General features: G+C 72.1%; 20 protein-coding genes and 5 pseudogenes. 14 read left to right on the forward strand and 11 right to left on the reverse strand.

What is annotated here, in order from left to right:
- Window positions 1-32: 32 nt before the first annotated feature.
- Window positions 33-1,133: a CapA family protein gene (locus RMT89_RS13210; RefSeq protein ID WP_315883911.1), complete on the reverse strand. Its 1,101-nt coding sequence runs from the start codon at window positions 1,131-1,133 to the stop codon at window positions 33-35.
- Between the two features lie 63 nt (window positions 1,134-1,196).
- On the opposite strand from RMT89_RS13210, the gene RMT89_RS13215 reads away from it, so the two are divergent.
- The 3 genes from RMT89_RS13215 to RMT89_RS13225 are packed head-to-tail and all read left to right on the forward strand — an operon-like array spanning window position 1,197 to window position 4,042.
- The gene (locus RMT89_RS13215; RefSeq protein ID WP_315883912.1) at window positions 1,197-1,859 is read left to right on the forward strand and encodes an alpha/beta family hydrolase; all 663 of its coding nucleotides are present in this window, start codon (window positions 1,197-1,199) and stop codon (window positions 1,857-1,859) included.
- A gap of 28 nt (window positions 1,860-1,887) precedes the next feature.
- Window positions 1,888-3,606 carry a DNA polymerase/3'-5' exonuclease PolX gene (gene polX, locus RMT89_RS13220; RefSeq protein WP_315883913.1) on the forward strand — a complete coding sequence of 573 codons (1,719 nt, stop codon included), beginning with the start codon at window positions 1,888-1,890 and terminating at the stop codon, window positions 3,604-3,606.
- 10 nt (window positions 3,607-3,616) lie between these two features.
- Window positions 3,617-4,042 (forward strand): CBS domain-containing protein, encoded by a 426-nt coding sequence (locus RMT89_RS13225; protein ID WP_315883914.1) that lies wholly within the window; start codon window positions 3,617-3,619, stop codon window positions 4,040-4,042.
- Here the strand turns inward: RMT89_RS13225 and RMT89_RS13230 are convergent.
- Window positions 4,036-4,258, reverse strand: a pseudogene (locus RMT89_RS13230) (cinnamyl alcohol dehydrogenase); the annotation flags it as partial. The gene RMT89_RS13225 and the pseudogene RMT89_RS13230 overlap by 7 nt on opposite strands.
- Here RMT89_RS13230 and RMT89_RS13235 point away from each other — a divergent pair.
- The 4 genes and pseudogenes from RMT89_RS13235 to RMT89_RS13250 all read left to right on the forward strand — a co-directional run.
- A pseudogene (locus RMT89_RS13235) lies at window positions 4,235-4,390 on the forward strand (transporter); the annotation flags it as partial. The pseudogenes RMT89_RS13230 and RMT89_RS13235 overlap by 24 nt on opposite strands.
- Before the next feature lie 14 nt (window positions 4,391-4,404).
- Entirely contained in the window at window positions 4,405-4,845 is a 441-nt protein-coding gene (locus tag RMT89_RS13240; RefSeq protein ID WP_315883915.1) for an RpiB/LacA/LacB family sugar-phosphate isomerase, read from the forward strand.
- Window positions 4,846-5,121: 276 nt separating this feature from the next.
- Window positions 5,122-5,679, forward strand: a pseudogene (locus RMT89_RS13245) (DUF6519 domain-containing protein); the annotation flags it as partial.
- Window positions 5,679-6,564 (forward strand): annotated as a pseudogene (locus RMT89_RS13250) (peptidoglycan-binding protein). The pseudogenes RMT89_RS13245 and RMT89_RS13250, both read left to right, overlap by 1 nt.
- 1 nt (window position 6,565) lies before the next feature.
- Here the strand turns inward: RMT89_RS13250 and paaK are convergent.
- Both paaK and paaI read right to left on the reverse strand, forming a co-directional pair.
- Window positions 6,566-7,879, reverse strand: a complete 1,314-nt coding sequence (gene paaK, locus RMT89_RS13255) for a phenylacetate--CoA ligase PaaK (protein WP_315883916.1) — start codon at window positions 7,877-7,879, stop codon at window positions 6,566-6,568.
- Window positions 7,876-8,289 carry a hydroxyphenylacetyl-CoA thioesterase PaaI gene (gene paaI, locus RMT89_RS13260; RefSeq protein WP_315883917.1) on the reverse strand — a complete coding sequence of 138 codons (414 nt, stop codon included), beginning with the start codon at window positions 8,287-8,289 and terminating at the stop codon, window positions 7,876-7,878. Before paaI ends, paaK begins: the two co-directional genes overlap by 4 nt.
- Window positions 8,290-8,451: 162 nt before the next feature.
- Between paaI and paaA the strand changes: the two genes are divergently transcribed.
- The 5 genes from paaA to paaE are packed head-to-tail and all read left to right on the forward strand — an operon-like array spanning window position 8,452 to window position 12,156.
- Entirely contained in the window at window positions 8,452-9,417 is a 966-nt protein-coding gene (paaA, locus tag RMT89_RS13265; protein ID WP_315883918.1) for a 1,2-phenylacetyl-CoA epoxidase subunit PaaA, read from the forward strand.
- Window positions 9,414-9,704, forward strand: coding sequence for a 1,2-phenylacetyl-CoA epoxidase subunit PaaB (gene paaB, locus RMT89_RS13270; protein ID WP_250074344.1), 291 nt, complete (start codon window positions 9,414-9,416; stop codon window positions 9,702-9,704). The genes paaA and paaB overlap by 4 nt, the downstream gene beginning before the upstream one ends.
- 9 nt (window positions 9,705-9,713) lie before the next feature.
- Entirely contained in the window at window positions 9,714-10,541 is an 828-nt protein-coding gene (gene paaC / locus RMT89_RS13275) for a 1,2-phenylacetyl-CoA epoxidase subunit PaaC (RefSeq protein WP_315883919.1), read from the forward strand.
- Window positions 10,535-11,050: a 1,2-phenylacetyl-CoA epoxidase subunit PaaD gene (paaD, locus tag RMT89_RS13280; RefSeq protein WP_315883920.1), complete on the forward strand. Its 516-nt coding sequence runs from the start codon at window positions 10,535-10,537 to the stop codon at window positions 11,048-11,050. The genes paaC and paaD overlap by 7 nt, the downstream gene beginning before the upstream one ends.
- Window positions 11,050-12,156, forward strand: coding sequence for a 1,2-phenylacetyl-CoA epoxidase subunit PaaE (gene paaE, locus RMT89_RS13285; protein WP_315883921.1), 1,107 nt, complete (start codon window positions 11,050-11,052; stop codon window positions 12,154-12,156). The genes paaD and paaE overlap by 1 nt, the downstream gene beginning before the upstream one ends.
- A gap of 264 nt (window positions 12,157-12,420) precedes the next feature.
- Here paaE and RMT89_RS13290 read toward each other — a convergent pair.
- Window positions 12,421-12,807 (reverse strand): annotated as a pseudogene (locus RMT89_RS13290) (hypothetical protein); the annotation flags it as partial.
- Between the two features lie 509 nt (window positions 12,808-13,316).
- Entirely contained in the window at window positions 13,317-13,712 is a 396-nt protein-coding gene (locus tag RMT89_RS13295; protein ID WP_315883922.1) for a DUF5997 family protein, read from the reverse strand.
- A 96-nt stretch (window positions 13,713-13,808) separates the two neighbouring features.
- Between RMT89_RS13295 and RMT89_RS13300 the strand changes: the two genes are divergently transcribed.
- Window positions 13,809-14,543 carry a LysR family substrate-binding domain-containing protein gene (locus RMT89_RS13300; RefSeq protein WP_315883923.1) on the forward strand — a complete coding sequence of 245 codons (735 nt, stop codon included), beginning with the start codon at window positions 13,809-13,811 and terminating at the stop codon, window positions 14,541-14,543.
- Here RMT89_RS13300 and RMT89_RS13305 read toward each other — a convergent pair.
- The 4 genes from RMT89_RS13305 to RMT89_RS13320 all read right to left on the reverse strand — a co-directional run bounded on the left by RMT89_RS13305 (window position 14,540) and on the right by RMT89_RS13320 (window position 17,068).
- Complete coding sequence (locus RMT89_RS13305; RefSeq protein ID WP_315883924.1) at window positions 14,540-14,989, reverse strand: SRPBCC family protein; 450 nt, start codon at window positions 14,987-14,989, stop codon at window positions 14,540-14,542. The genes RMT89_RS13300 and RMT89_RS13305 overlap by 4 nt on opposite strands.
- Before the next feature lie 57 nt (window positions 14,990-15,046).
- The gene (locus RMT89_RS13310) at window positions 15,047-15,514 is read right to left on the reverse strand and encodes a hypothetical protein (protein ID WP_315883925.1); all 468 of its coding nucleotides are present in this window, start codon (window positions 15,512-15,514) and stop codon (window positions 15,047-15,049) included.
- A gap of 370 nt (window positions 15,515-15,884) precedes the next feature.
- The gene (locus RMT89_RS13315) at window positions 15,885-16,571 is read right to left on the reverse strand and encodes an HAD family phosphatase (RefSeq protein ID WP_315883926.1); all 687 of its coding nucleotides are present in this window, start codon (window positions 16,569-16,571) and stop codon (window positions 15,885-15,887) included.
- A 20-nt stretch (window positions 16,572-16,591) separates the two neighbouring features.
- Window positions 16,592-17,068 (reverse strand): Lrp/AsnC family transcriptional regulator, encoded by a 477-nt coding sequence (locus RMT89_RS13320; RefSeq protein WP_315883927.1) that lies wholly within the window; start codon window positions 17,066-17,068, stop codon window positions 16,592-16,594.
- A 191-nt stretch (window positions 17,069-17,259) separates the two neighbouring features.
- On the opposite strand from RMT89_RS13320, the gene RMT89_RS13325 reads away from it, so the two are divergent.
- Window positions 17,260-18,750, forward strand: a complete 1,491-nt coding sequence (locus RMT89_RS13325; RefSeq protein WP_315883928.1) for an FUSC family protein — start codon at window positions 17,260-17,262, stop codon at window positions 18,748-18,750.
- 11 nt (window positions 18,751-18,761) lie between these two features.
- Here RMT89_RS13325 and RMT89_RS13330 read toward each other — a convergent pair.
- Window positions 18,762-19,041: metalloregulator ArsR/SmtB family transcription factor (locus RMT89_RS13330; RefSeq protein ID WP_315883929.1), on the reverse strand; the 280-nt coding region annotated here is incomplete at its 5' end.

The following is a 19,041-nucleotide window of genomic DNA, read 5'->3' on the forward strand; positions in this document are numbered from 1 at the left end:
CCGCCGGGGCTCCTGGCCTGCGCAGCAACCGCTCACCCCAGCGACAGTGACCCGTCGTCAGCCGCTATGACACGGACGCCCTCGCTGATCTGATCGACCGTCGCCCGCAGCCACTCCCGGTCCTCGACCCCCGCCCGCTCAAGCCGCATCCGGCAGACCCGCAACGGCACCATCCGCAGTCCCGACAGCCGGCCGCTGTCCGCCGCCACCGAGACCAGGAACACCAGCCGCAGATCGTCCCGGTACTGCTCGAAGCCGCCGATGCCCTCGTAGTCGTCGACGAAGTCGCCGCAGCCGTACAGGATCAGCCGCTCGCGGTACACCTCCACGGGACGCGGGTGGTGCGAGGAGTGCCCGTGGACGACATCGACGCCTCCGTCCACGAGGGCGCGCGCGAAGACGACTTGGTCGCGGGGCACGCGGTAGCCCCAGTTGGAGCCCCAGTGCACCGACACGACCACGAGGTCACCGGGCCGCCGGACCCGACGTACCCGCTCCAGCACCGCGGCGGCCGCGCCCGGCGTCGGAGCGGGGACGTACGCCACGCCGGACGCGTCCGCGGTCGCCTCCCACGAGGGCGGCACGCCGCTCGACCGCATCCCCAGCGCGAACACCAGCACCCTGCCCCCACCGCCGAGCGGAACCACCGCCGGTGCGCTCGCCTCGTCCGCGGTCCGGCCCGCGCCCGCAGTCCGCAGCCCCGCGCGGGCCAGGCAGTCCACCGTCTGTGCCAGTCCGGCGCGGCCGAAGTCGAGGACGTGGTTGTTGGCCAGGACGCAGACGTCGGGCCGGGCCACCGTGAGAGCGGGCAGGTTGGCCGGATGCATCCGGTAGTGGATCTCCTTGCCGGGCGCGAAGGTGCCGTCGTCGGTGACCGACGTCTCCAGGTTGACGATCCGCGCGTCCGGGGCGGCCGCGTCGAGCACCGGCAGGGCCTCACCCCAGGGCCAGGACGGCGGCACCGGAGCGGGGACCGGGCCGTTCACCGACTCGGCGAGCCGGACGTAGTCGCGGGCGTCCGTCACGTACGGCTCGCGCAGGGCCGGATCACCGGGATGCGCGAGGATCTGGTCGACGCCGCGCCCGAGCATCACATCGCCGCACAGGAACAGCGTCACTGTGTCGCTGCCCATATCTCCACGGTAGGCCGGTTGCCCAGCCGGATCGGAGGAACCCGGAGAGCGGAGGCGATAGTGATGATCTCCCACTCGGTCGTCGTGCCCGCAGGACCGGGCATCGAACTGGCGGGCGACCTGGCCGTACCGGACTCCGCGCGCGCGGTGGTGCTCTTCGCGCACGGCAGCGGCAGCTCCCGGCACAGTCCCCGCAACCAGCAGGTCGCCGAGGCCCTGCGCACCGCCGCGCTCGGCACCCTGCTGATGGACCTGCTCAGCGAGGAGGAGGAACGTCAGGACGAGCTCACACGCGAGCACCGCTTCGACATTCCGCTGCTCGGCAGGCGTCTGGTGGCCGCGATCGACTGGCTCGCGGAGCGGGACGACACCCGGGGGCTGCTCGTCGCCCTGTTCGGCGCCAGTACCGGAGCGGGCGCCGCCCTGGTGGCCGCCGCCGAACGTCCCGCGCGCGTGCTGACCGTGGTCTCCCGGGGCGGGCGGCCCGACCTGGCCGAGGACGCCCTGCCCGCCGTACGGGCGCCCGTGCTGCTGATCGTGGGCGGGCGGGACCGGGAGGTGCTGCGGGTGAACGAGGAGGCGGCGCGGCGGCTGCGGGTGCCCTGCACGCTCCATGTCGTCCCCGGGGCCACTCACCTGTTCGAGGAGCCCGGCGCCCTGGACGAGGTCGCCGACGCGGCCCGGCAGTGGTGCGCCGACCATGTCCGGGCCGCGGCGGGGGACTGAACCGGTGCCGCGTGCCTACCCTGAACATGTGGCTCGTGCCAACGGCGAGGTCGCCGCGCTCTTCCAGGAGTACGCGGATCTGATCTCGATCACCGGAGGAGACGCGTTCAGGGCACGCGTCTACGAGAAGGCCGCCCGGGCGATCGGCGGCCACCACGCCGATGTCTCCCAGCTCGACGCCAAGGGACTCCAGGAGATCCCTGGGGTCGGCAGGTCCATCGCCGAGAAGGTCGTCGAGTACCTGGGCAGTGGCAGCGTGGCCGCGGTCGAGGAACTGCGGACCAGGATCCCGGCCGGGGTGCGCCGGCTGACGGCCATCCCCTCCCTCGGCCCCAGAAAAGCCCTGATGCTCTACGAGGAACTGGGCATCTCCTCGATCGACGAGCTGGCCGACGCCATTCACCAGGAGCGGCTGCGCGATCTGAAGGGCTTCGGGCCACGCACCGAGGAGAAGCTCCTGCACGGCATCGACCTGCTGCGCGCCTCTGGGGGCCGGGTGCTGATCGATGTCGCCACCGATCTGGCCGAGGAGGTCGTCGCCGCCTTGTCCCAGATCACCGGCGTCCAGCGATGTGCCTACGCCGGATCGCTGCGGCGGGGCCGCGAGACCATCGGTGACATCGACGTCCTCGTCACCGCCCGGGGGTCGGGTCCTGTGATGCGGGCCTTCACCGAGCTGCCGTACGTCGCCGAGGTGATCGCCCAGGGCGAGAAGAAGACCTCCGTGCGCACCGACCGGGGCCTCGCGGTCGACCTGCGCGTCGTACCACCGGACTCCTGGGGCGCGGCCCTGCTGTACTTCACCGGGTCCAGGGCGCACAACATCCGTGTCCGGGAAATCGCCGTCCACAAGAAGCTGAAGCTGTCCGAGTACGGCCTGTTCGACGCCGAGAGCGGCAAGAAGATCGTCTCCCGGACCGAGGAGGACGTCTACGCCCGCCTGGGACTGCCGTGGATCCCGCCCACGCTGCGTGAGGACCGCGGGGAGATCGAGGCGGGGCTGCGCGGCGAGCTGCCCGATCTGGTGGTGGAGGCGGACGTCCGGGGTGATCTGCACACGCACACCGACCTCACTGACGGACTCGCCTCCCTGGAGGACATGGTCGCCGCGGCCGCCGAGCGCGGCTACGCCTACTACGCGATCACCGACCACGGCCCCGACCTGTACATGCAGCGCATGACCGAGGAGCGGATGCTGGCCCAGCGCGAGCGGGTGCGGAAGCTCAAGGCCCCGCGCATGCGCCTGCTCCACGGGGTCGAGCTGAACATCGACCCGGACGGCGGCGTCGACTGGCCGGAGGACTTCCTGGACGGCTTCGACCTGTGCGTGGCCTCGGTGCACTCGCACTTCAACCAGGGCCGGGCGGCGCTCACCCGGCGGCTCGTGCGGGCCTGCGAGAACCCGTACGTCAACATCATCGGTCACCCCACCACCCGTCTCATCGGCAAACGGCCCGGCATCGACGCCGACCTCGACGAGGTCTTCGCCGCCTGCGCCCGCACCGGCACCGCCCTGGAGATCAACGCCCACCCGGACCGGCTCGACCTCGGCGACGAGCACATCCTGCGGGCCAAGCGGCACGGCGTGCGGTTCGCGATCGACAGCGACGCCCACGCCGTACCCCACCTGGCCAATCTGCGCCACGGCGTGGCCACCGCCCAGCGCGGCTGGCTGACCAAGGACGACGTGATCAACACCTGGACCCTGACCCGCCTGCGCCGTTTCCTGCGCAAAGACAGGACCTAGGAGGTGCCCCATGACCCATCGGATACGTGACGTGATGTCGCCCGGAGCCGTGGCCGTCGAACCCATGACCACGGTGGAGAAGGCGGCCCGCCTGATGAGCGAGCAGAACGTCGGCGATGTCCTGGTCGCCTACGACTGCGATCTCTTCGGAGTGCTCACCGACCGCGACATCGTGGTCCGGGCCGTGGCCGACGGCCGTGACCCGCACACCACGTCCGTCGGGGCGGTGTGCAGCCGGCCGCCGGTCGTCACCGTGAGCCCCGACGACACCACCGACCACGCGGTCGAGCTGATGCGCCGGTACGCGGTGCGGCGGCTGCCGGTCGTGGAGCACGGCGGCTGCCCGGTCGGCATGGTCAGCCTCGGCGACCTCGCCGTCACCGAGGACTCGGGGACCGCGCTGGCGGACATCAGCCGGGCGGCCCCGAATCACTGACGGCGCCGGTGCCGCCAGGTCTCGTGGTGGTCCAGGACCGTCTGCTCGATCGGACGGTAGGTGATGCCCAGTTCCTTGACGCTGCGGCTGTTGTCGACGGGGAAGCGGATGCCGAGGTGCCGGCGGATGTACTCCTGGGTCAGCCCGAAGGCGGGGCCCAGGAGCCGGAACCGGCCAGTGCGGGAGCGCGGTGCGGGGCAGGCGGAGGCCGCGGGCATCGCGGGCGGACTGGTCTTCTCCGCGCTCACGGACACCTGCGGCATGGCGGCCGTCCTCGCGGGGCTCCCGCACAGCCGGCCCCGGCCGGCCGGCCTGGGCGCCACGGTGGCGGCCCTCCACGACCGCTGAGTAGGCTCGCGAACATGCGGATCTCCGTCTCTTCCGACATGGACGAACCGGTCGCCCGCTTCCTCCTCGCGGAGCTGGAGCGGCGCGGTCACGAGGTTGTGCCGCACGGGGCGCTGCGGGCCGGGGAGGACCCGCAGTGGGCGGTCTGCTCCGAGGCGGCCGCCCGCGAGGTCGCCGCCGGTACGGCCGAGCAGGCCGTGGTCTGCTGCTGGACCGGCACCGGCGCCTCCATCGCCGCGAACAAGGTCCCCGGCGTACGGGCGGCGCTGTGCACGGACGCCTACACGGCGGACGGCGCGCGCCGCTGGAACGACGCCAACGTCCTCGCCCTCAGCCTGCGCCTGACCTCCGAGCCCCTGCTCAAGGAGATCCTCGACGCCTGGTTCACGGCCGAGACCAGCCAGGACGCCGAGGATCTGCAGAACGTGGCGCACATCGGCCGGCTCGATCAGTAGCTCGGGACAGCATGTTCGAGTCACCCCCGTGAAATCGGCCAACCAAGGATTGTGTACGACTCGGGGAGGTCGTACGCGCGTACGAAGGGTCATGGACGGCGGGTAAGGGATTTCCGCGGATCTGCGGGCCCCGCCCCCGGAGCCGGCCGTGAAGGAGCTGTGAACCACCTGGCCGGGGCGTGCAGGCGCGATGTGCGGATGCCGCGCCGCCCCTTTCACCGAACCCCCTCGCCGGGTGGCCGGAAGGTGTCTTGTTGCGTCAACTCGAAACACACCAAGGAGCTGGACCTGCCGGGCCGCCGCGTCCGCCTGAGCGCCGAGCCGGACGCCCGCGTCGGCCGCCCGCCCCACCTGAACCCGTTCCTGCGCCGCTGGGACCACCACGAGGGCCCGAGGCGCAAGGGCCGTACAACCGCCCTGCGGGGCGGTGCCGTTCCCGTCGCGGAGGGGGAGTGGCTGCCGCTGGAGGACGGCGTCGAGATGTACTTCGCCAAGGACGGCGCCTACCGCACCGGCGACCACTGGATCATCCCCGCCCGCACCGCCACCGGAGGCGTCGAGTGGCCCGTCGGCCCGGCCCGCCGCCCGCTGCTCCAGGCGCCCACCGGCATCGCCCGGCACTTCGCGCCCCTCGCCCTCGTCAAGGGCGAACACGGCGCCGTGGACCTGCGTCTCGCCTTCGGCCCGCTGGCCAGCAGCGTCCCGGCGGCCGACGAGGCGACGCTCGCGGCGGAGGAACAGGCCCGCCGCGAGGAGCAGGCCGCCGAGGACCCCTCCGGCGGACGGTCGCAGACGACGGCCGAGGCCGAGGCCGCGGCGGAAGGAGACGAGTGATGGCCAAGCCGCTGAGCGCGTCCAAGCTGGTGGAGATCCTGCGCGCGGAGGGCCTGACGGTCCACGAGGTGCGCAGCTGGCGCACCCACAACCGCAACAGCAAGGGCCCCTGGGGCCCGGTGAACGGCGTGATGATCCACCACACCGTCACCTCCGGCACCAACTCCTCCGTCGACATCTGCTACGACGGCTACTCCGGCTGCCCGGACCGCTGTGCCACGGCGTCATCGACAAGAAGGGCCATGTCCACCTCGTCGGCAACGGCCGCGCCAACCACGCCGGGCTCGGCGACAGCGACGTCCTGCGCGCCGTGATCAAGGAGACGAAACTGCCCGCCGACAACGAGGCCGACACCGACGGCAACCGGCACTTCTACGGCTTCGAGTGCGTCAACCTCGGGGACGGCAGGGACCCTTGACCGGAAGCGCAGAAGGAGGCCATCGAGAAGGTGGCGGCCGCGATCTGCCGGTACCACGGCTGGAGCGAGCGGTCCGTCATCGGGCACAGGAGTGGCAGCCGGGCAAGACGGACCCGCGCGGCTTCACGATGGACGGCATGCGCAAGCGCATCGCCGGACGCCTCGGCGGCAAGGCCCCGGAGCCCGACCCGAAGCCCGCCCCGCCCAAGCCGTCGTACGAGCCCTTCCCGGGCAGCGGCTTCTTCCACATCGGGGAGAAGTCGCCGATCATCACGGCGATGGGGCGTCGGCTGGTCGCCGAGGGCTGCGGCCGGTACGAGGAGGGCCCCGGTCCGGAGTGGACCGAGGCCGACCGTCGTTCGTACGCCGCCTGGCAGCAGAAGCAGGGCTTCAAGGGCAAGGACGCGGACGGCATCCCCGGCCGCATGACCTGGGAGCGGCTGAAAGTGCCGAACGGGACCGACTGAGCTACTCCTGGCGGAGATCCTTGACGCGCTTGAGCTTGCCGAGCGAGCGCTCCAGGGTCTCCGGCTCGACGATCTCCACCTCGACGCTGACTCCGACGCCGTCCTTCACGCCCTGGGCGACGGCCCCGGCGGCCGCCTGCCGCTGCTCGGGGCCGGCGTCGGGGCGGGCCTCCACGCGGACGGTCATGTGGTCCATGCGGCCGCGCCGGGTGAGCTGGATCTGGAAGTGCGGGGCGACCCCCGGGGTGCGCAGCACGATCTCCTCGATCTGGGTGGGGAAGACGTTCACCCCACGCAGGATGATCATGTCGTCGCAGCGTCCTGTGACCTTCCGCATCCGGCGGAAGGCGGGGCGGGCTGTGCCCGGCAGCAGCCGGGTCAGATCCCGGGTGCGGTACCGGATGATCGGCAGCGCCTCCTTGGTGAGCGAGGTGAACACGATCTCGCCCTCCTCGCTCTCGGCCATGATCTCGTCCGTGACCGGGTCGACCACCTCCGGGTAGAAGTGGTCCTCCCAGATGTGCAGTCCGTCCTTGGTCTCCACGCACTCCTGCGCCACTCCGGGACCGATCACCTCGGACAGTCCGTATATGTCCACGGCGTGGATGGCCGTGCGCTCCTCGATCTCGCGGCGCATCTCCTCCGTCCACGGCTCGGCGCCGAAGATGCCCACCTTCAAGGAGGTCTCGCGCGGATCGACGCCCTGCTTCTCGAACTCGTCGAGCAGGGTGAGCATGTAGGACGGGGTGACCATGATGATCTCGGGCCGGAAGTCCTGGATGATCTGCACCTGGCGTGCCGTCATGCCGCCGGAGGCGGGGATCACCGTGCAGCCGGCCCGTTCGGCGCCGTAGTGCGCGCCGAGTCCGCCGGTGAACAGGCCGTAGCCGTAGGAGATGTGCACCTTGTGGCCGGGGCGGCCACCCGCGGCCCGGATCGAGCGGGCGACCACGTCCGACCACATCGACAGGTCGTTCTCGGTGTAGCCGACGACCGTGGGACGGCCCGTGGTCCCACTGGAGGCGTGCACCCGCCGCACCTCGGACATCGGCACGGCGAACATGCCGAAGGGGTAGGTGTCCCGGAGGTCGGCCTTGGTGGTGAAGGGGAACCGGGCGAGGTCCTCCAGCGTGCGGCAGTCGTCCGGAGTGACCCCGGCCTCGTCGAACTTCTTGCGGTACAGCCCGACGTTGTCGTACGCGTGCCGCAACGTCGCGCGCAGGCGGTCGAGTTGGAGTTCCCTCAGCTGCTCGCGGGTGAGTCTTTCGCCGTCGTCCAGCAGGTCGTGGGGGAGGGGCTCGCCCAGGTTGCTCATCGCGACTCCTTCGTCGTGTCCCGGACCGTGCGGCTGCGACCGCGGAACTCCGCTATCGCCTCGTCGCCGCGCAGGACGCTCACGTCGTAGATACCGCTGCGGCCGAACCGGGTCCGCTCCTCGGCACGGGCCACCAGGACGTCCCCCTCGTGCGCCGGGGCGACGAAGGTGATGTCGGCGCCCGCCGCGACCGTCACCGGGCCGTGGCTGTTGCACGCGCAGGCGAAGGCGGTGTCGGCGAGCAGGAACACATAGCCACCGTGGGCGAGGCCATGGCCGTTCACCATGGCCCGGGTCACGGTCATCCGCAGAACGGCCCTGCCCTCGCCGTGCTCCACCAGCTCGATCCCGAGCCCTCGGGAGGCCTCGTCCGCGGCGAACATCGCCTCGGCCGGATTCGTCGTGGGCATCTCCACCACCTCGTGTCCCAACCGACCATTCGGTCAGCATGCGGCACCGGCCAAACAACCAGCCCCGCCACCGCCTGTCAAGGGTGGCAAAGGGTCTTGCCGAGGGCCGGAAAAGGCGTCACACTGATACCGAACGAATGGTCGGTTGGGAAGCTGGTGCAGATGACCACGACACACGCCGAGGCCTCGGCCCCGCAGGCACTCCAGCAGCACTTCGACGCGACGATCGCGCGCGACCAGCGCATCGAGCCGCGCGACTGGATGCCGGACGGCTACCGCAAGACGCTGGTCCGGCAGATCGCGCAGCACGCCCACTCGGAGATCATCGGGATGCAGCCCGAGGGTGAGTGGATCACCCGCGCGCCGTCCCTGCGCCGCAAGGCCATCCTCTTCGCCAAGGTGCAGGACGAGGCCGGACACGGGCTGTATCTGTACTCGGCGGCGGAGACGCTCGGCGCCGACCGCGCGGACCTCACCGAGCGGCTGATCGAGGGCCGCCAGAAGTACTCGTCGATCTTCAACTACCCGACGCTGAGCTTCGCCGACGTCGGCGTCATCGGCTGGTTCGTGGACGGCGCAGCGATCTGCAACCAGGTCCCGCTGTGCCGCAGCTCCTATGGCCCCTACGCGCGCGCCATGGTCCGGATCTGCAAGGAGGAGTCCTTCCACCAGCGGCAGGGCTACGAACTGCTGATGACCATGATGCGCGGCACCGACGCCCAGCGCGAGATGGTGCAGGACGCGGTGAACCGCTGGTGGTGGCCCTCACTGATGATGTTCGGCCCGCCCGACGACGCCTCCCCCAACTCGGCGCAGTCGATGGCCTGGAAGATCAAGCGGCACAGCAACGACGAACTGCGCCAGCGCTTCGTCGACATGACCGTCCCGCAGGCCGACAAGCTCGGCGTGACGCTCCCCGACCCGGAGCTGAAGTGGAACGCCGAGCGCGGCCGGCACGACTTCGGCACCCCGGACTGGGACGAGCTGATGCGGGTCATCAAGGGCAACGGCCCCTGCAACGACCAGCGGATGGAACGGCGCAGAAGCGCCCACGAGGACGGCGCCTGGGTGCGCGAGGCGGCCACCGCCCACGCGGCCAAGCGGGCCCGGAAGGAGTCGGCGGCATGAGCAACTCGCAGAACTGGCCGCTGTACGAGGTGTTCGTGCGCGGCAAGCGCGGCCTGAACCACGTCCACGTGGGCTCGCTGCACGCCGCCGACGACACCATGGCCCTCACCCACGCCCGTGACCTGTACACCCGGCGCAACGAGGGCGTGTCGATCTGGGTGGTGCGCTCCGAGCACATCGCCGCCTCCACCCGCGACGAGAAGGACCCCTTCTTCGCCCCCAGCGCGGACAAGGTCTACCGCCACCCGACGTTCTACGACATCCCCGACGATGTCCCGCACATTTAGGAGCCGGGGATGAGTGAGGACCACGTCTACCTGACCCTCGCCGAGGGACACGAGGACGACACCCGCTGGGCATACGGCACCGGCTTCGAGGACCCCCTGCACGGCGTCGACACCACCGTTCCGGAGGGCGTCGACGCCGGTGAACTGGCCGCGTCCTGCGTCGCGTTGGCCGACGACGCGCTCGTGTCGGCCCAGCGGCTCGCCGAGTGGGTCACCCGAGCCCCCGAGCTGGAGGAGGAGGTCGCGCTCGCCAACATCGGCCTCGACCTGCTCGGCCAGGCCCGCCTGCTCTACTCCCGCGCCGGACAGGCCGACGGCACCGGCCGCGACGAGGACGCCTACGCCTACTTCCGCGACGCCGGCGACTTCCGCAACGTCCGGCTCGCCGAACTCCCGGGCGGAGACTTCGCGTTCTCCATCGTGCGGCTGCTGGTCCTGTCCAGCTGGCGCCTCGCCCACTTCGAGCGGCTGGTCGCCCACCCCGACCCGGTGCTGGCCGCCGTCGCCGCCAAGGGCGTCAAGGAACTGACCTACCACCGGCAGTACGCCGCCGAGTGGGCGGTGCGCCTGGGTGACGGCACCGAGGAGTCCCACCGCCGTATGCGCAAGGCCGTCGAGCAGGTCGCCCCGTACCTGGGCGAGTTGTTCACCGCCTGCGACGTACGCGAGGAGGTCGTCGCCGTGCTGCGCCAGGTGACCGAGGAGGCCGGACTGCCCATGCCGGTCTACCGGCCGTCCCCCGGCTCCGGCCGCGACGGCGAGCACACCGAGCATCTCGCCCCGCTCCTTGCCGAGTTGCAGAGCGTGGCCCGCGCCCACCCGGGGGCGACATGGTGACCCTCCAGCTCGACGCCCGGCACGCCCGGCACATCGCCGAGCAGGTGCCGGACCCCGAGCTGCCCATGCTGACCCTCGCCGACCTGGGCGTCCTGCGCGAGGTGACGCTCACCGAGGACGGCACCGTCGTCGCCGCACTCACCCCCACCTACTCGGGCTGCCCCGCCATGGCCGAGATGCGCGCCGACGTCGCCACCCGGCTCCGGGACGCCGGTTACACACGCGTGGAGATCCGCACCGTCCTGTACCCGCCGTGGACCAGCGAGTGGATCACCCCCGAGGGCCGCCGCAAGCTCGCCGAGCACGGCATCGCGCCCCCCGGCCCGGTGTCGCGACCGGCAGCCGGCCCCGTGCCCCTCACCCTGTCGCCCACCCGGCGCACGGTGCCCTGCCCGCAATGCGGATCGGCGGACACCGAGGAGACCTCCCGGTTCGCCGCCACCTCCTGCAAGGCGCTCTGGCGCTGCCGCGCCTGCCGCGAGCCGTTCGAGTACGTCAAGGAGATCTGATGGCCCCGACCGCCCCCGCCGAGGCCGTGAAGCCGCGCCCGCGCCGCCGCCCGGTCTTCCACCCGCTGCGCGTCGCCGCCGTGCAGCCGCTGTGCGAGGACGCCGCCGCCGTCGGCTTCGAGATCCCGCCCGAGCTGGCCGAGGAGTTCGCCTTCGCGCCCGGCCAGTCCCTGACCCTGCGACGCGAGATCGACGGCCGGGACGAGCGCCGCTCGTACTCGATCTGCACCCCCGCCGGAACAGCCCCGCGCATCGGCGTACGCGTGGTGCCCGGCGGACTGTTCTCCTCCTGGCTGGTCAACGACCTGCGCCCCGGCGACACCGTCGAAGTGATGGCCCCCACCGGCAACTTCACCCCCGACCTGACCACCCCCGGCCACCATGTGCTGCTCGCCGCGGGTTCCGGCATCACCCCCATGCTCTCCATCGCCGAGTCCGTCCTGGCCGCCGACTCCCGCTCCCGGGTCACCCTCTTCTACGGCAACCGCCGGAGCGGCACGGTGATGTTCGCCGACGAACTGGCCGACCTGAAGGACCTGTACCCGAGCCGCTTCCAGCTCGCCCACGTGCTGTCCCGCGAACCCCGGGAGGCCGAGGTGCTCTCCGGGCGGCTCGACGCCGACCGGCTCTCGGCGCTCATCGACGGCCTGGTCGACGTGACGACGGCCGACCACTGGTGGCTGTGCGGACCGCACGGCATGGTCCGCGACGCCCAGCGGGTCCTCGACGGACTCGGCGTCCCGGCCGACCGTGTCCACCAGGAGCTCTTCTACGCCGACGACGAGCCCGTACGCGAGGTGCACCACACGGAGTCCGGACCGACCGGCCCCGTCAGCCAGGTCACCCTCGTCCTCGACGGCCGCTCCACCACCTCCGCCCTGCCTCGCGAGCGGACCATCCTCGACAGCGCCCAACGCACCCGCCCCGACCTGCCGTTCGCCTGCAAGGGCGGCGTCTGCGGCACCTGCCGGGCGCTGGTCACCGACGGCAAGGCCGACATGCGCCGCAACTTCGCCCTCGAACCGGCGGAGGTGGATGCGGGCTATGTCCTGACGTGCCAGTCGTACCCGGTGTCCGAGACGCTGACGGTGGACTACGACAGCTGAAAGGCCTCCGGCCGTCCCAGGCGGTGGTGGGAGGGCCGGAGGCCTCAAGTCGAGGGCCAGGAAAGCGAAGGGACTGGAAGTGTCCTGAAGATCTTGCTTGGGCCGCCTCGATCGCCCAGGTTCGCCCGCAAAAGTCGATCGGAGCAATCCGGTGCAAATCGGGCGGGTTTTCAAGATTCTCAGTGGTCTCCTAGATCATTGAATCCGCTCTCGCGGAGGCAGAAGGAAGCCCCTTCATGGCCTCGCCGCGGCACACGCCATCAGTCACTCCGGGATCAGGTCGCGCAGATTTTCCAGGGTCACGATCCGCGAATCCGGATGCAGCCCCTCCGGCCGCTGGAGCCCGATGTAGGTGACCGACCCCTCCGGGACCTCCTTGCCGTCCCACACCCCCACGGCATCACCGGCCATCAGCTCCACCAGGTGACGCACCGTCAACTGCTCCCGCTCCACGATGCCTTGCACCAGCGTCGCCACCGACACCCGGTTGCCCTCGACCCGGTTGGCGTCCGGCGTGCCCCTCAGGTACAGGTGCAGCCACTTGGCCCGCCACTGACCGTCGGCCCCGCGCAGGAAGGCGAGCGGCAGCGCCACCCGGCCGGGACCCCGCAGCTCCGACTTCGTCCGCCCGGTCCGCGAGCTCGGCGGCCGCGAGCACGGATGGCTGTTCCAGCGGGAGCCGGGCCAGCTGCTCCGCTCCGGTCTGTCGTTCGGGCTCGCCGTCGGAGTCGGCTGGGGGTCGTCGCCGGGTTCGCCGCGGGACTGCACCGCTGGCTCGGCGCTCCGGTCGACATCGACCGTACCCCCGGCCCGGAGGCGAGCCTGCGCACGGACCGGGACACCGGTGTCGTCCGCGGCACCCTGATCAGATTCGTCGGCTTCTTCGCCGGTGTCCTCGTGAGCGGCGCGCTGTCCGAGCCGGGGTACGTCGCCGCGCTCGTCTTCCTCCCCTTGGGCCTGATCACCCTCGCCCTCACCGCCTGGGGCCGCCTCCTCACCGCTCGCCTCTGGCTCTGCGCGGCGGGCTGCCTCCCCTGGCGGCTGATGGCCTTCCTCGACGAGGCGCACCGGCGGGGGCGTGCTACGGCAGGCGGGCGAGGTGTACCAGTTCCGGCACGCACGGTTGCAGGAGCGGCTCGCGGCGGCGCCGGAGACCGAGGTCAGGAGTCCTGCCGGGCCGCCCGTTCGGCCCGCTTCTCCTTGATGCGGGCCGTCTCCTTGCGGACCTCCGCCTGGGTGGCGCGCTCCTTCTGCAGCCACTCCGGCTGCTCCTGCTTCAGCGCCTCGATCTGCTCGGTGGTGAGCGGCTCGGTGACCCCGCCCCGGGCGAGGCCGGCGATGGACACACCGAGCTTCGCCGCGACCACCGGCCGGGGGTGCGGGCCGTTGGCCCGCAGCTCACGCAGCCACTGCGGCGGCTCCGCCTGGAGCGCGTTCAGCTCGGCGCGCGAAACCACACCCTCCTGGAACTCCGCGGGGGTGGCCTCTAGGTACACACCCAGCTTCTTCGCGGCGGTGGCCGGCTTCATCGTCTGGGTGGTCTGGTGCGACGTCATGGGTCAAGGGTATCGAGTGGGTGAACGACCGCCGACCACGACCGCCGATCACGACCGCCGACCACGGCCGCCGACCACGGCCGGTAACCTGGCCAGGTGACAGGCTCGGAAGCACCCTCCTCGTTCCGGCTCGCGTACGTTCCCGGAGTGACACCCTCGAAGTGGGTGCGGATCTGGAACGAGCGCTATCCCGACGTCCCTCTGGAGCTCCTCTCGGTGACCGCGGCCGAGGCGCCCGAGGTGCTGCGGGGCGGTGGCGCAGACGCCGCGTTCGTCCGGCTGCCGGTCGACCGTACGTCCTTCAGCGCGATCCCCCTCTACACCGAGACCACCGTCGTCGTGGTCCCCAAGGACCACGCCGTGGCGGCCGTGGACGAGGTGTCCTCGGAGGATCTCGCCGACGACGTCGTCTTCCATCCGATGGACGACGTGCTCGGGTGGGAGCGGCCGCCGGGACAGCCCGGCTCCGAGCGCCCCGCCACCACCGCGGACGCCATCGAGCTGGTCGCGGCCAATGTCGGCCTGCTCGTCGTCCCCCAGTCGCTGGCCCGCCTCCACCACCGCAAGGACCTCACCTACCGCACCCTGGTGGACGCCCCCCAGTCGGGCATCGCCCTGTCCTGGCCGGAGGAGGCCACCACTGAGCTGGTCGAGGACTTCATCGGCGTCGTGCGTGGCCGTACCGTCAACAGCACCCGCGGCCGCTCGGCGCCCCAGGCCCAGGAGCAGCCCAAGCGCAAGCGCCCCGAGCCCACCCCAGCCCGCCGCAAGCCCGCCCCGGCCAAGAAGGGCGCCCCCGCCCGCCGCGGCAAGCCCCGCCGCAGGTCCTAGCCCGCCTCCAGCAGCCTGCGCTCCAAGTCACGCAGGTCCTTGCCCAGGTTGGCGCGGACCTGACGGGCCATGAGGGGTGCCACCAGCCGGGCGAGGCCGCCGGGGCCGCCCCGCACGTGGATACGGGCCAGGGTGCCGCGCGGATGCTGCGCGAAGGCGTAGGTCACCCGCATCGGCATGGGGCCCGCCACGGACACCATGGCGAGCAGCCAGGGCACGTCGTACGCCGCCACGCGCAGGACGTAGTCGATGCGCCGGCCCAGAAAGTACGCGGTGCGCGTCACCTCGGCGCCTACGCCGAACCCGCCCGCGTCGGCCTCGCGGGTCAGCTCCGCCGTACGGATGCCCTGGGTCCATTCGGCATCGTGGCGCCAGTCCATGGCGTAGCCCGCCACCCGCTCGGCAGGCAGCGGGATGATCCGCTCCACGGACACGTCGATCGTCATGGTGCTTCCAGGATCCCCGTGACGAGCGGCGGACGCACGCGCCGCGCGCCCTCCCGTTCAGTCCGAGGAGACGCTCGGGATGTGCTTGGCGACCTTGTTCACGGGTGCGATGAGCAGCCACAGCGCGGCCAGGGCGACGAATGCGCCGGACCAGATCTCGCGACTGCCGGACAGCCACGGCACCGCCGGCAGGAAGGGCAGCCCGTAGACGACCAGCCGGCCCACGGCACCGCGCGGTGTCCAGCACTCCTCCGTCTCCGCGCCGAAACCGACGGACAGTCCGCCGATGATCCCGCCCATGATCCCGCCCATGAGCCCGGTCAGCGGCAGGGCGCCCCCGGTGACCGGCCGGCGCACCAAGGCCACCCACTTCTCGATGTCCTCCGGCGACCCGGCGGCGCCGAGACCCATGGCAAGACCGGCCATCGGGATGCCCAGCAGCACCAGGTTCGCGATCCGCAGGGTGTTCCACAGCCACTCGGCCCCAGTTGTCGGGCACCAGCCCGGCCAACCGCGGGGGCTCACTCCCGGCGTCGTGGATCATGCCGTCGCGCAGCCAGCGCACGGCCTGCCGCAACAGCACCGTCCACACCGCCCCGCAGCCCAGTGCCGCACCGCCGACGGCCAGCGCCTGGCGCAGCCCGGCCGGATCGGGATGCCACCACAACAGCACCCCGGCCAGCCATCCGAGCAGCACGCGGCGCTCGCGGCCAGGCGCCCACAGTGAACAACCGTCCGGTCCGCTCGGCGCGTTCACGGCTGGAGTGCAGTCGGTAGAGCTGGTACAGGCGCATCAGCTCACCCCGCTGCGCCTTCATCGGGACAGTTCGATGGCGTGGGGAACGTGGGTCACGCCATCATGACCATCGAGCCCGGCTCAGGGTTGCCCGGCCGTTCATGCCGTGCCGACGAGCCAGTCGTACGCCGCCCGTGCCGTGAACTCCGGCTGGCCGCCGCGCAGCAGGAGCCCGGCCGTCGCGAACTCGGGGGCGCCGGCCTGCGCGGCGACGTACGGGATCGCGATGCAGCGCATCCCGGCCGCGTACGCGGCGGCGGCGCCCGGAGCGGCGTCCTCCAGCACCACACAGTCCGCGGGCTCGGCGCCGAGGCGGCGGGCGGCCTCCAGGAAGACGTCGGGGGCGGGCTTGCCGTGGTCGACCTCCTCGGCCGAGACGATCGTGCGCAGATGGGCGTCCAGGCCAGTGCCGGCGAGCACCGCCTCGATCGCCTCCCGCGAGGAGCCCGACGCCACGGCCATCGGAACCGCGTCGGTGGCCAGCAGCTCCACGAACTTCCGCATCTCCGGGTACGCGCGCGTGGAGGCGCGGGCGAGGGCGAGATAGCGGCGGTTCTTCGCGGCGAGGAGCTCCTCCACCGAGGCCCCCAGCCCGTAGCGCGTCTTCCAGTCGGTGACCGTCTCCAGGGTGCTGATACCGACGTACCTCTCGTGCTCGGCCCAGGAGAAGTCCGGCACGCCGTGCTCGGCGAGGGTCTGCCGGCCCGCTTCGTAGTAGTTCGGCTCGCTGTCCACGAGCGTTCCGTCGAGATCGAAGATGACCGAGATGCCGCGGAGATTGCTCATGGCGTCCAGCATGCCAAGGATCACTTGCGAGCCGACCGGCCCACCGCCTCCACCAGCGGCAGCAGCCGGTGCGCCACCCGCTCACGCAGGGCCACCTCGGTACGCGTGCGCACCACGCCCGGCAGGCTGATCAGCTTCTGGATCACGTCCTCCAGGTGCGCGTTGTCCCGCGCCACCACCCGGGTCAGCAGATCCCCGCCGCCCGTGATCGAGAACGCCTCCACGATCTCCGGTACGGCGGCCAGCGCGTCGCCCACGTCGTCGAGGTGGCCCTGGGTGACCTCGATGTGCACGAACGCGAGGACCGGGTGGCCGAGGGCGCCGGGGGAGAGGGTGGGGCCGGTGCCGGTGATCACGCCGTCCCGTTCCAGCCGGTCGAGCCGGGCCTGGAGGGTGCCGCGGGCGATCCCGAGGATGCGGGCGTACTCGCGCACGCTGGTGCGCGGCTGCTCCAGCAGCAGCCGCAGGATGCGGGTGTCGAGCTCGTCCACGGCCATCGGGCCGGCCTCCTCGTGCATGGTCCGTTGGCCCGCCGGTGGGCGGCATCGGGCCGAAATTCCTGTGCCGATGGCCCAGCATATTCGACACGACTTGAGCCAGCAGCCGTGCTGATGCTCCAATGAAGCCGTCGATGGCGCTGCGGATCCCGCGGCGCTTTTTCATGCCGGTTCGAAGGGGGCGGGAAGCAGTGCTGAAGAGGGTGTTCACGGCGCCGGACCCGGGGCGGGCGCGGCTGCGCTTCGCCGCGCGGGCCGTCGTCGGCATCGGCCTCGCGGTCGTCGTCAGCGGGCTGGCCGGACACTCCCTCGTCGGCGCCGTCACCGGCGGCCTCGCCGCGCTGCTCGCCCTGTTCACCGTCACCGACTCCACGGTCCGCGGCCAGGCGGTCACCACCGCGCTGCTGCCGCTCGTCGGCCTGCCCGTGCTCGCCGCGGCGGCCGAGCTGCACGACCAGCCGCTCGCCCGCGACCTCACCTTCCTCGCCGTCGTCGGCGCGGGCGTGTACGCCCGCCGCTGGGGCCCGCGCGGGCACAGCCTCGGCGTCTTCGCGTTCATGACGTACTTCGTGGCGCAGTTCCTCCAGGCGACGCCGCGCCACCTCCCCGAGCTCTACGCCGCCGTACTCCTGTCCCTCCTGGTCGCCGCCGCGGTGCGCTTCGGCCTGTGGTGCTACGAGCGCCGCCTGCCCCCGGCCCCCCTGCCCGCCGCGCCGGGCGGCACCGGTCTGGCCCGGGTGACCACACGCCAGGCCGTCCAGGCCACCGCCGGCGCGGGCTTCGCGCTGGTGGTGGGCCAGCTGGTCTCCGGCGAGCGCTGGTACTGGGCCGTCGGCGCGACCTGGTGGATCTTCGTCAACACCACCTCCCGCGGCGAGACCCTGGTCCGCGGCTTCCGCCGGGTCCTCGGCACCGTGATCGGCATCGGCCTCGGCCTGGCGGTCGCGGTCCCCGTGGCCGGCGCGCCCCTGCCCACGGCCGTCATCCTCGCCGTCTGCGTCTTCGGCATCTTCTACACGGCGGCGGTCTCGTACACCTGGATGATGCTCTGCGTCACCCTCCTCGCGGAACTCCTCTACGGCCTGCTCGGCGTCCTCGATCCCGCCCTGCTGGCGCTGCGGCTCGCGGAGACCGGCGTCGGCGCGCTCGGCGCCGTGCTCGCCGTGCTGTTCGTCCTGCCCGTCACCACCCACGCCGTCACCGACGCGTGGATCCAGCGCGCCCTGCGCTGCGTCCACGCCGCGACCGCCGAGGCCGCCGCCCGCCTCGCCGGCTCCACGACCGCCGACCCGGCCACCCGCGTGGCCGAACTGGAGCAGCTCCTCGGCCGGGTACGCCTGTCGGTCGCCCCACTGGTCCACCCGCTCAACCCGATGCTGGGCCGCAAGCGCCGCGCCCGCCGGGTGCTCGCCCTGCTCGACGACTGCGCCCGCGAGATCCGCGGCCTGGTCGCGGTGGCCGCCGACCCCGTGGCCTCCCACGACGCCCGCCTGGCCGCCGCGTGCTGGCGCGTCGAGGCCGCCGTCGAGGCCCTCACCGGCGGTGCGGACTTCACGGCGCCCGCCGAGCAGCCGTCCGCGTCGGATCCCGCGCTGGCCCATCTGCACGGTCTGGAACGGGCCCTGGCGGAGCTGGCGACACCGCTCAGGACGTCTGCGGGTTCCCCCCTGGTCGGCGCCTGAGGCTCAGAGCCTCAGCGCAGTACGGCCGTCAGCAGGTCGGTGCCCAGCGTCGTCAGATCGGGCAGTTCGAGGCTGTAGCGGACGTAACGACCCTGCCGCCGGGCCGTGAGCAGGCCCGCGCGGCGCAGCACGGCGAGGTGGCGGGAGACCTCCGGGGGCGAAAGTTCCCAGGCGTGGGCCAGCTCACCGGTGGTGTGCGTGCCCCGGGCCAGGGAACGACCCTGCCGCCGGGCCGTGAGCAGGCCCGCGCGGCGCAGCACGGCGAGGTGGCGGGAGACCTCCGGGGGCGAA

This window comes from Streptomyces sp. P17 (genome assembly GCF_032436805.1).
Lineage (GTDB): Bacteria > Actinomycetota > Actinomycetes > Streptomycetales > Streptomycetaceae > Streptomyces.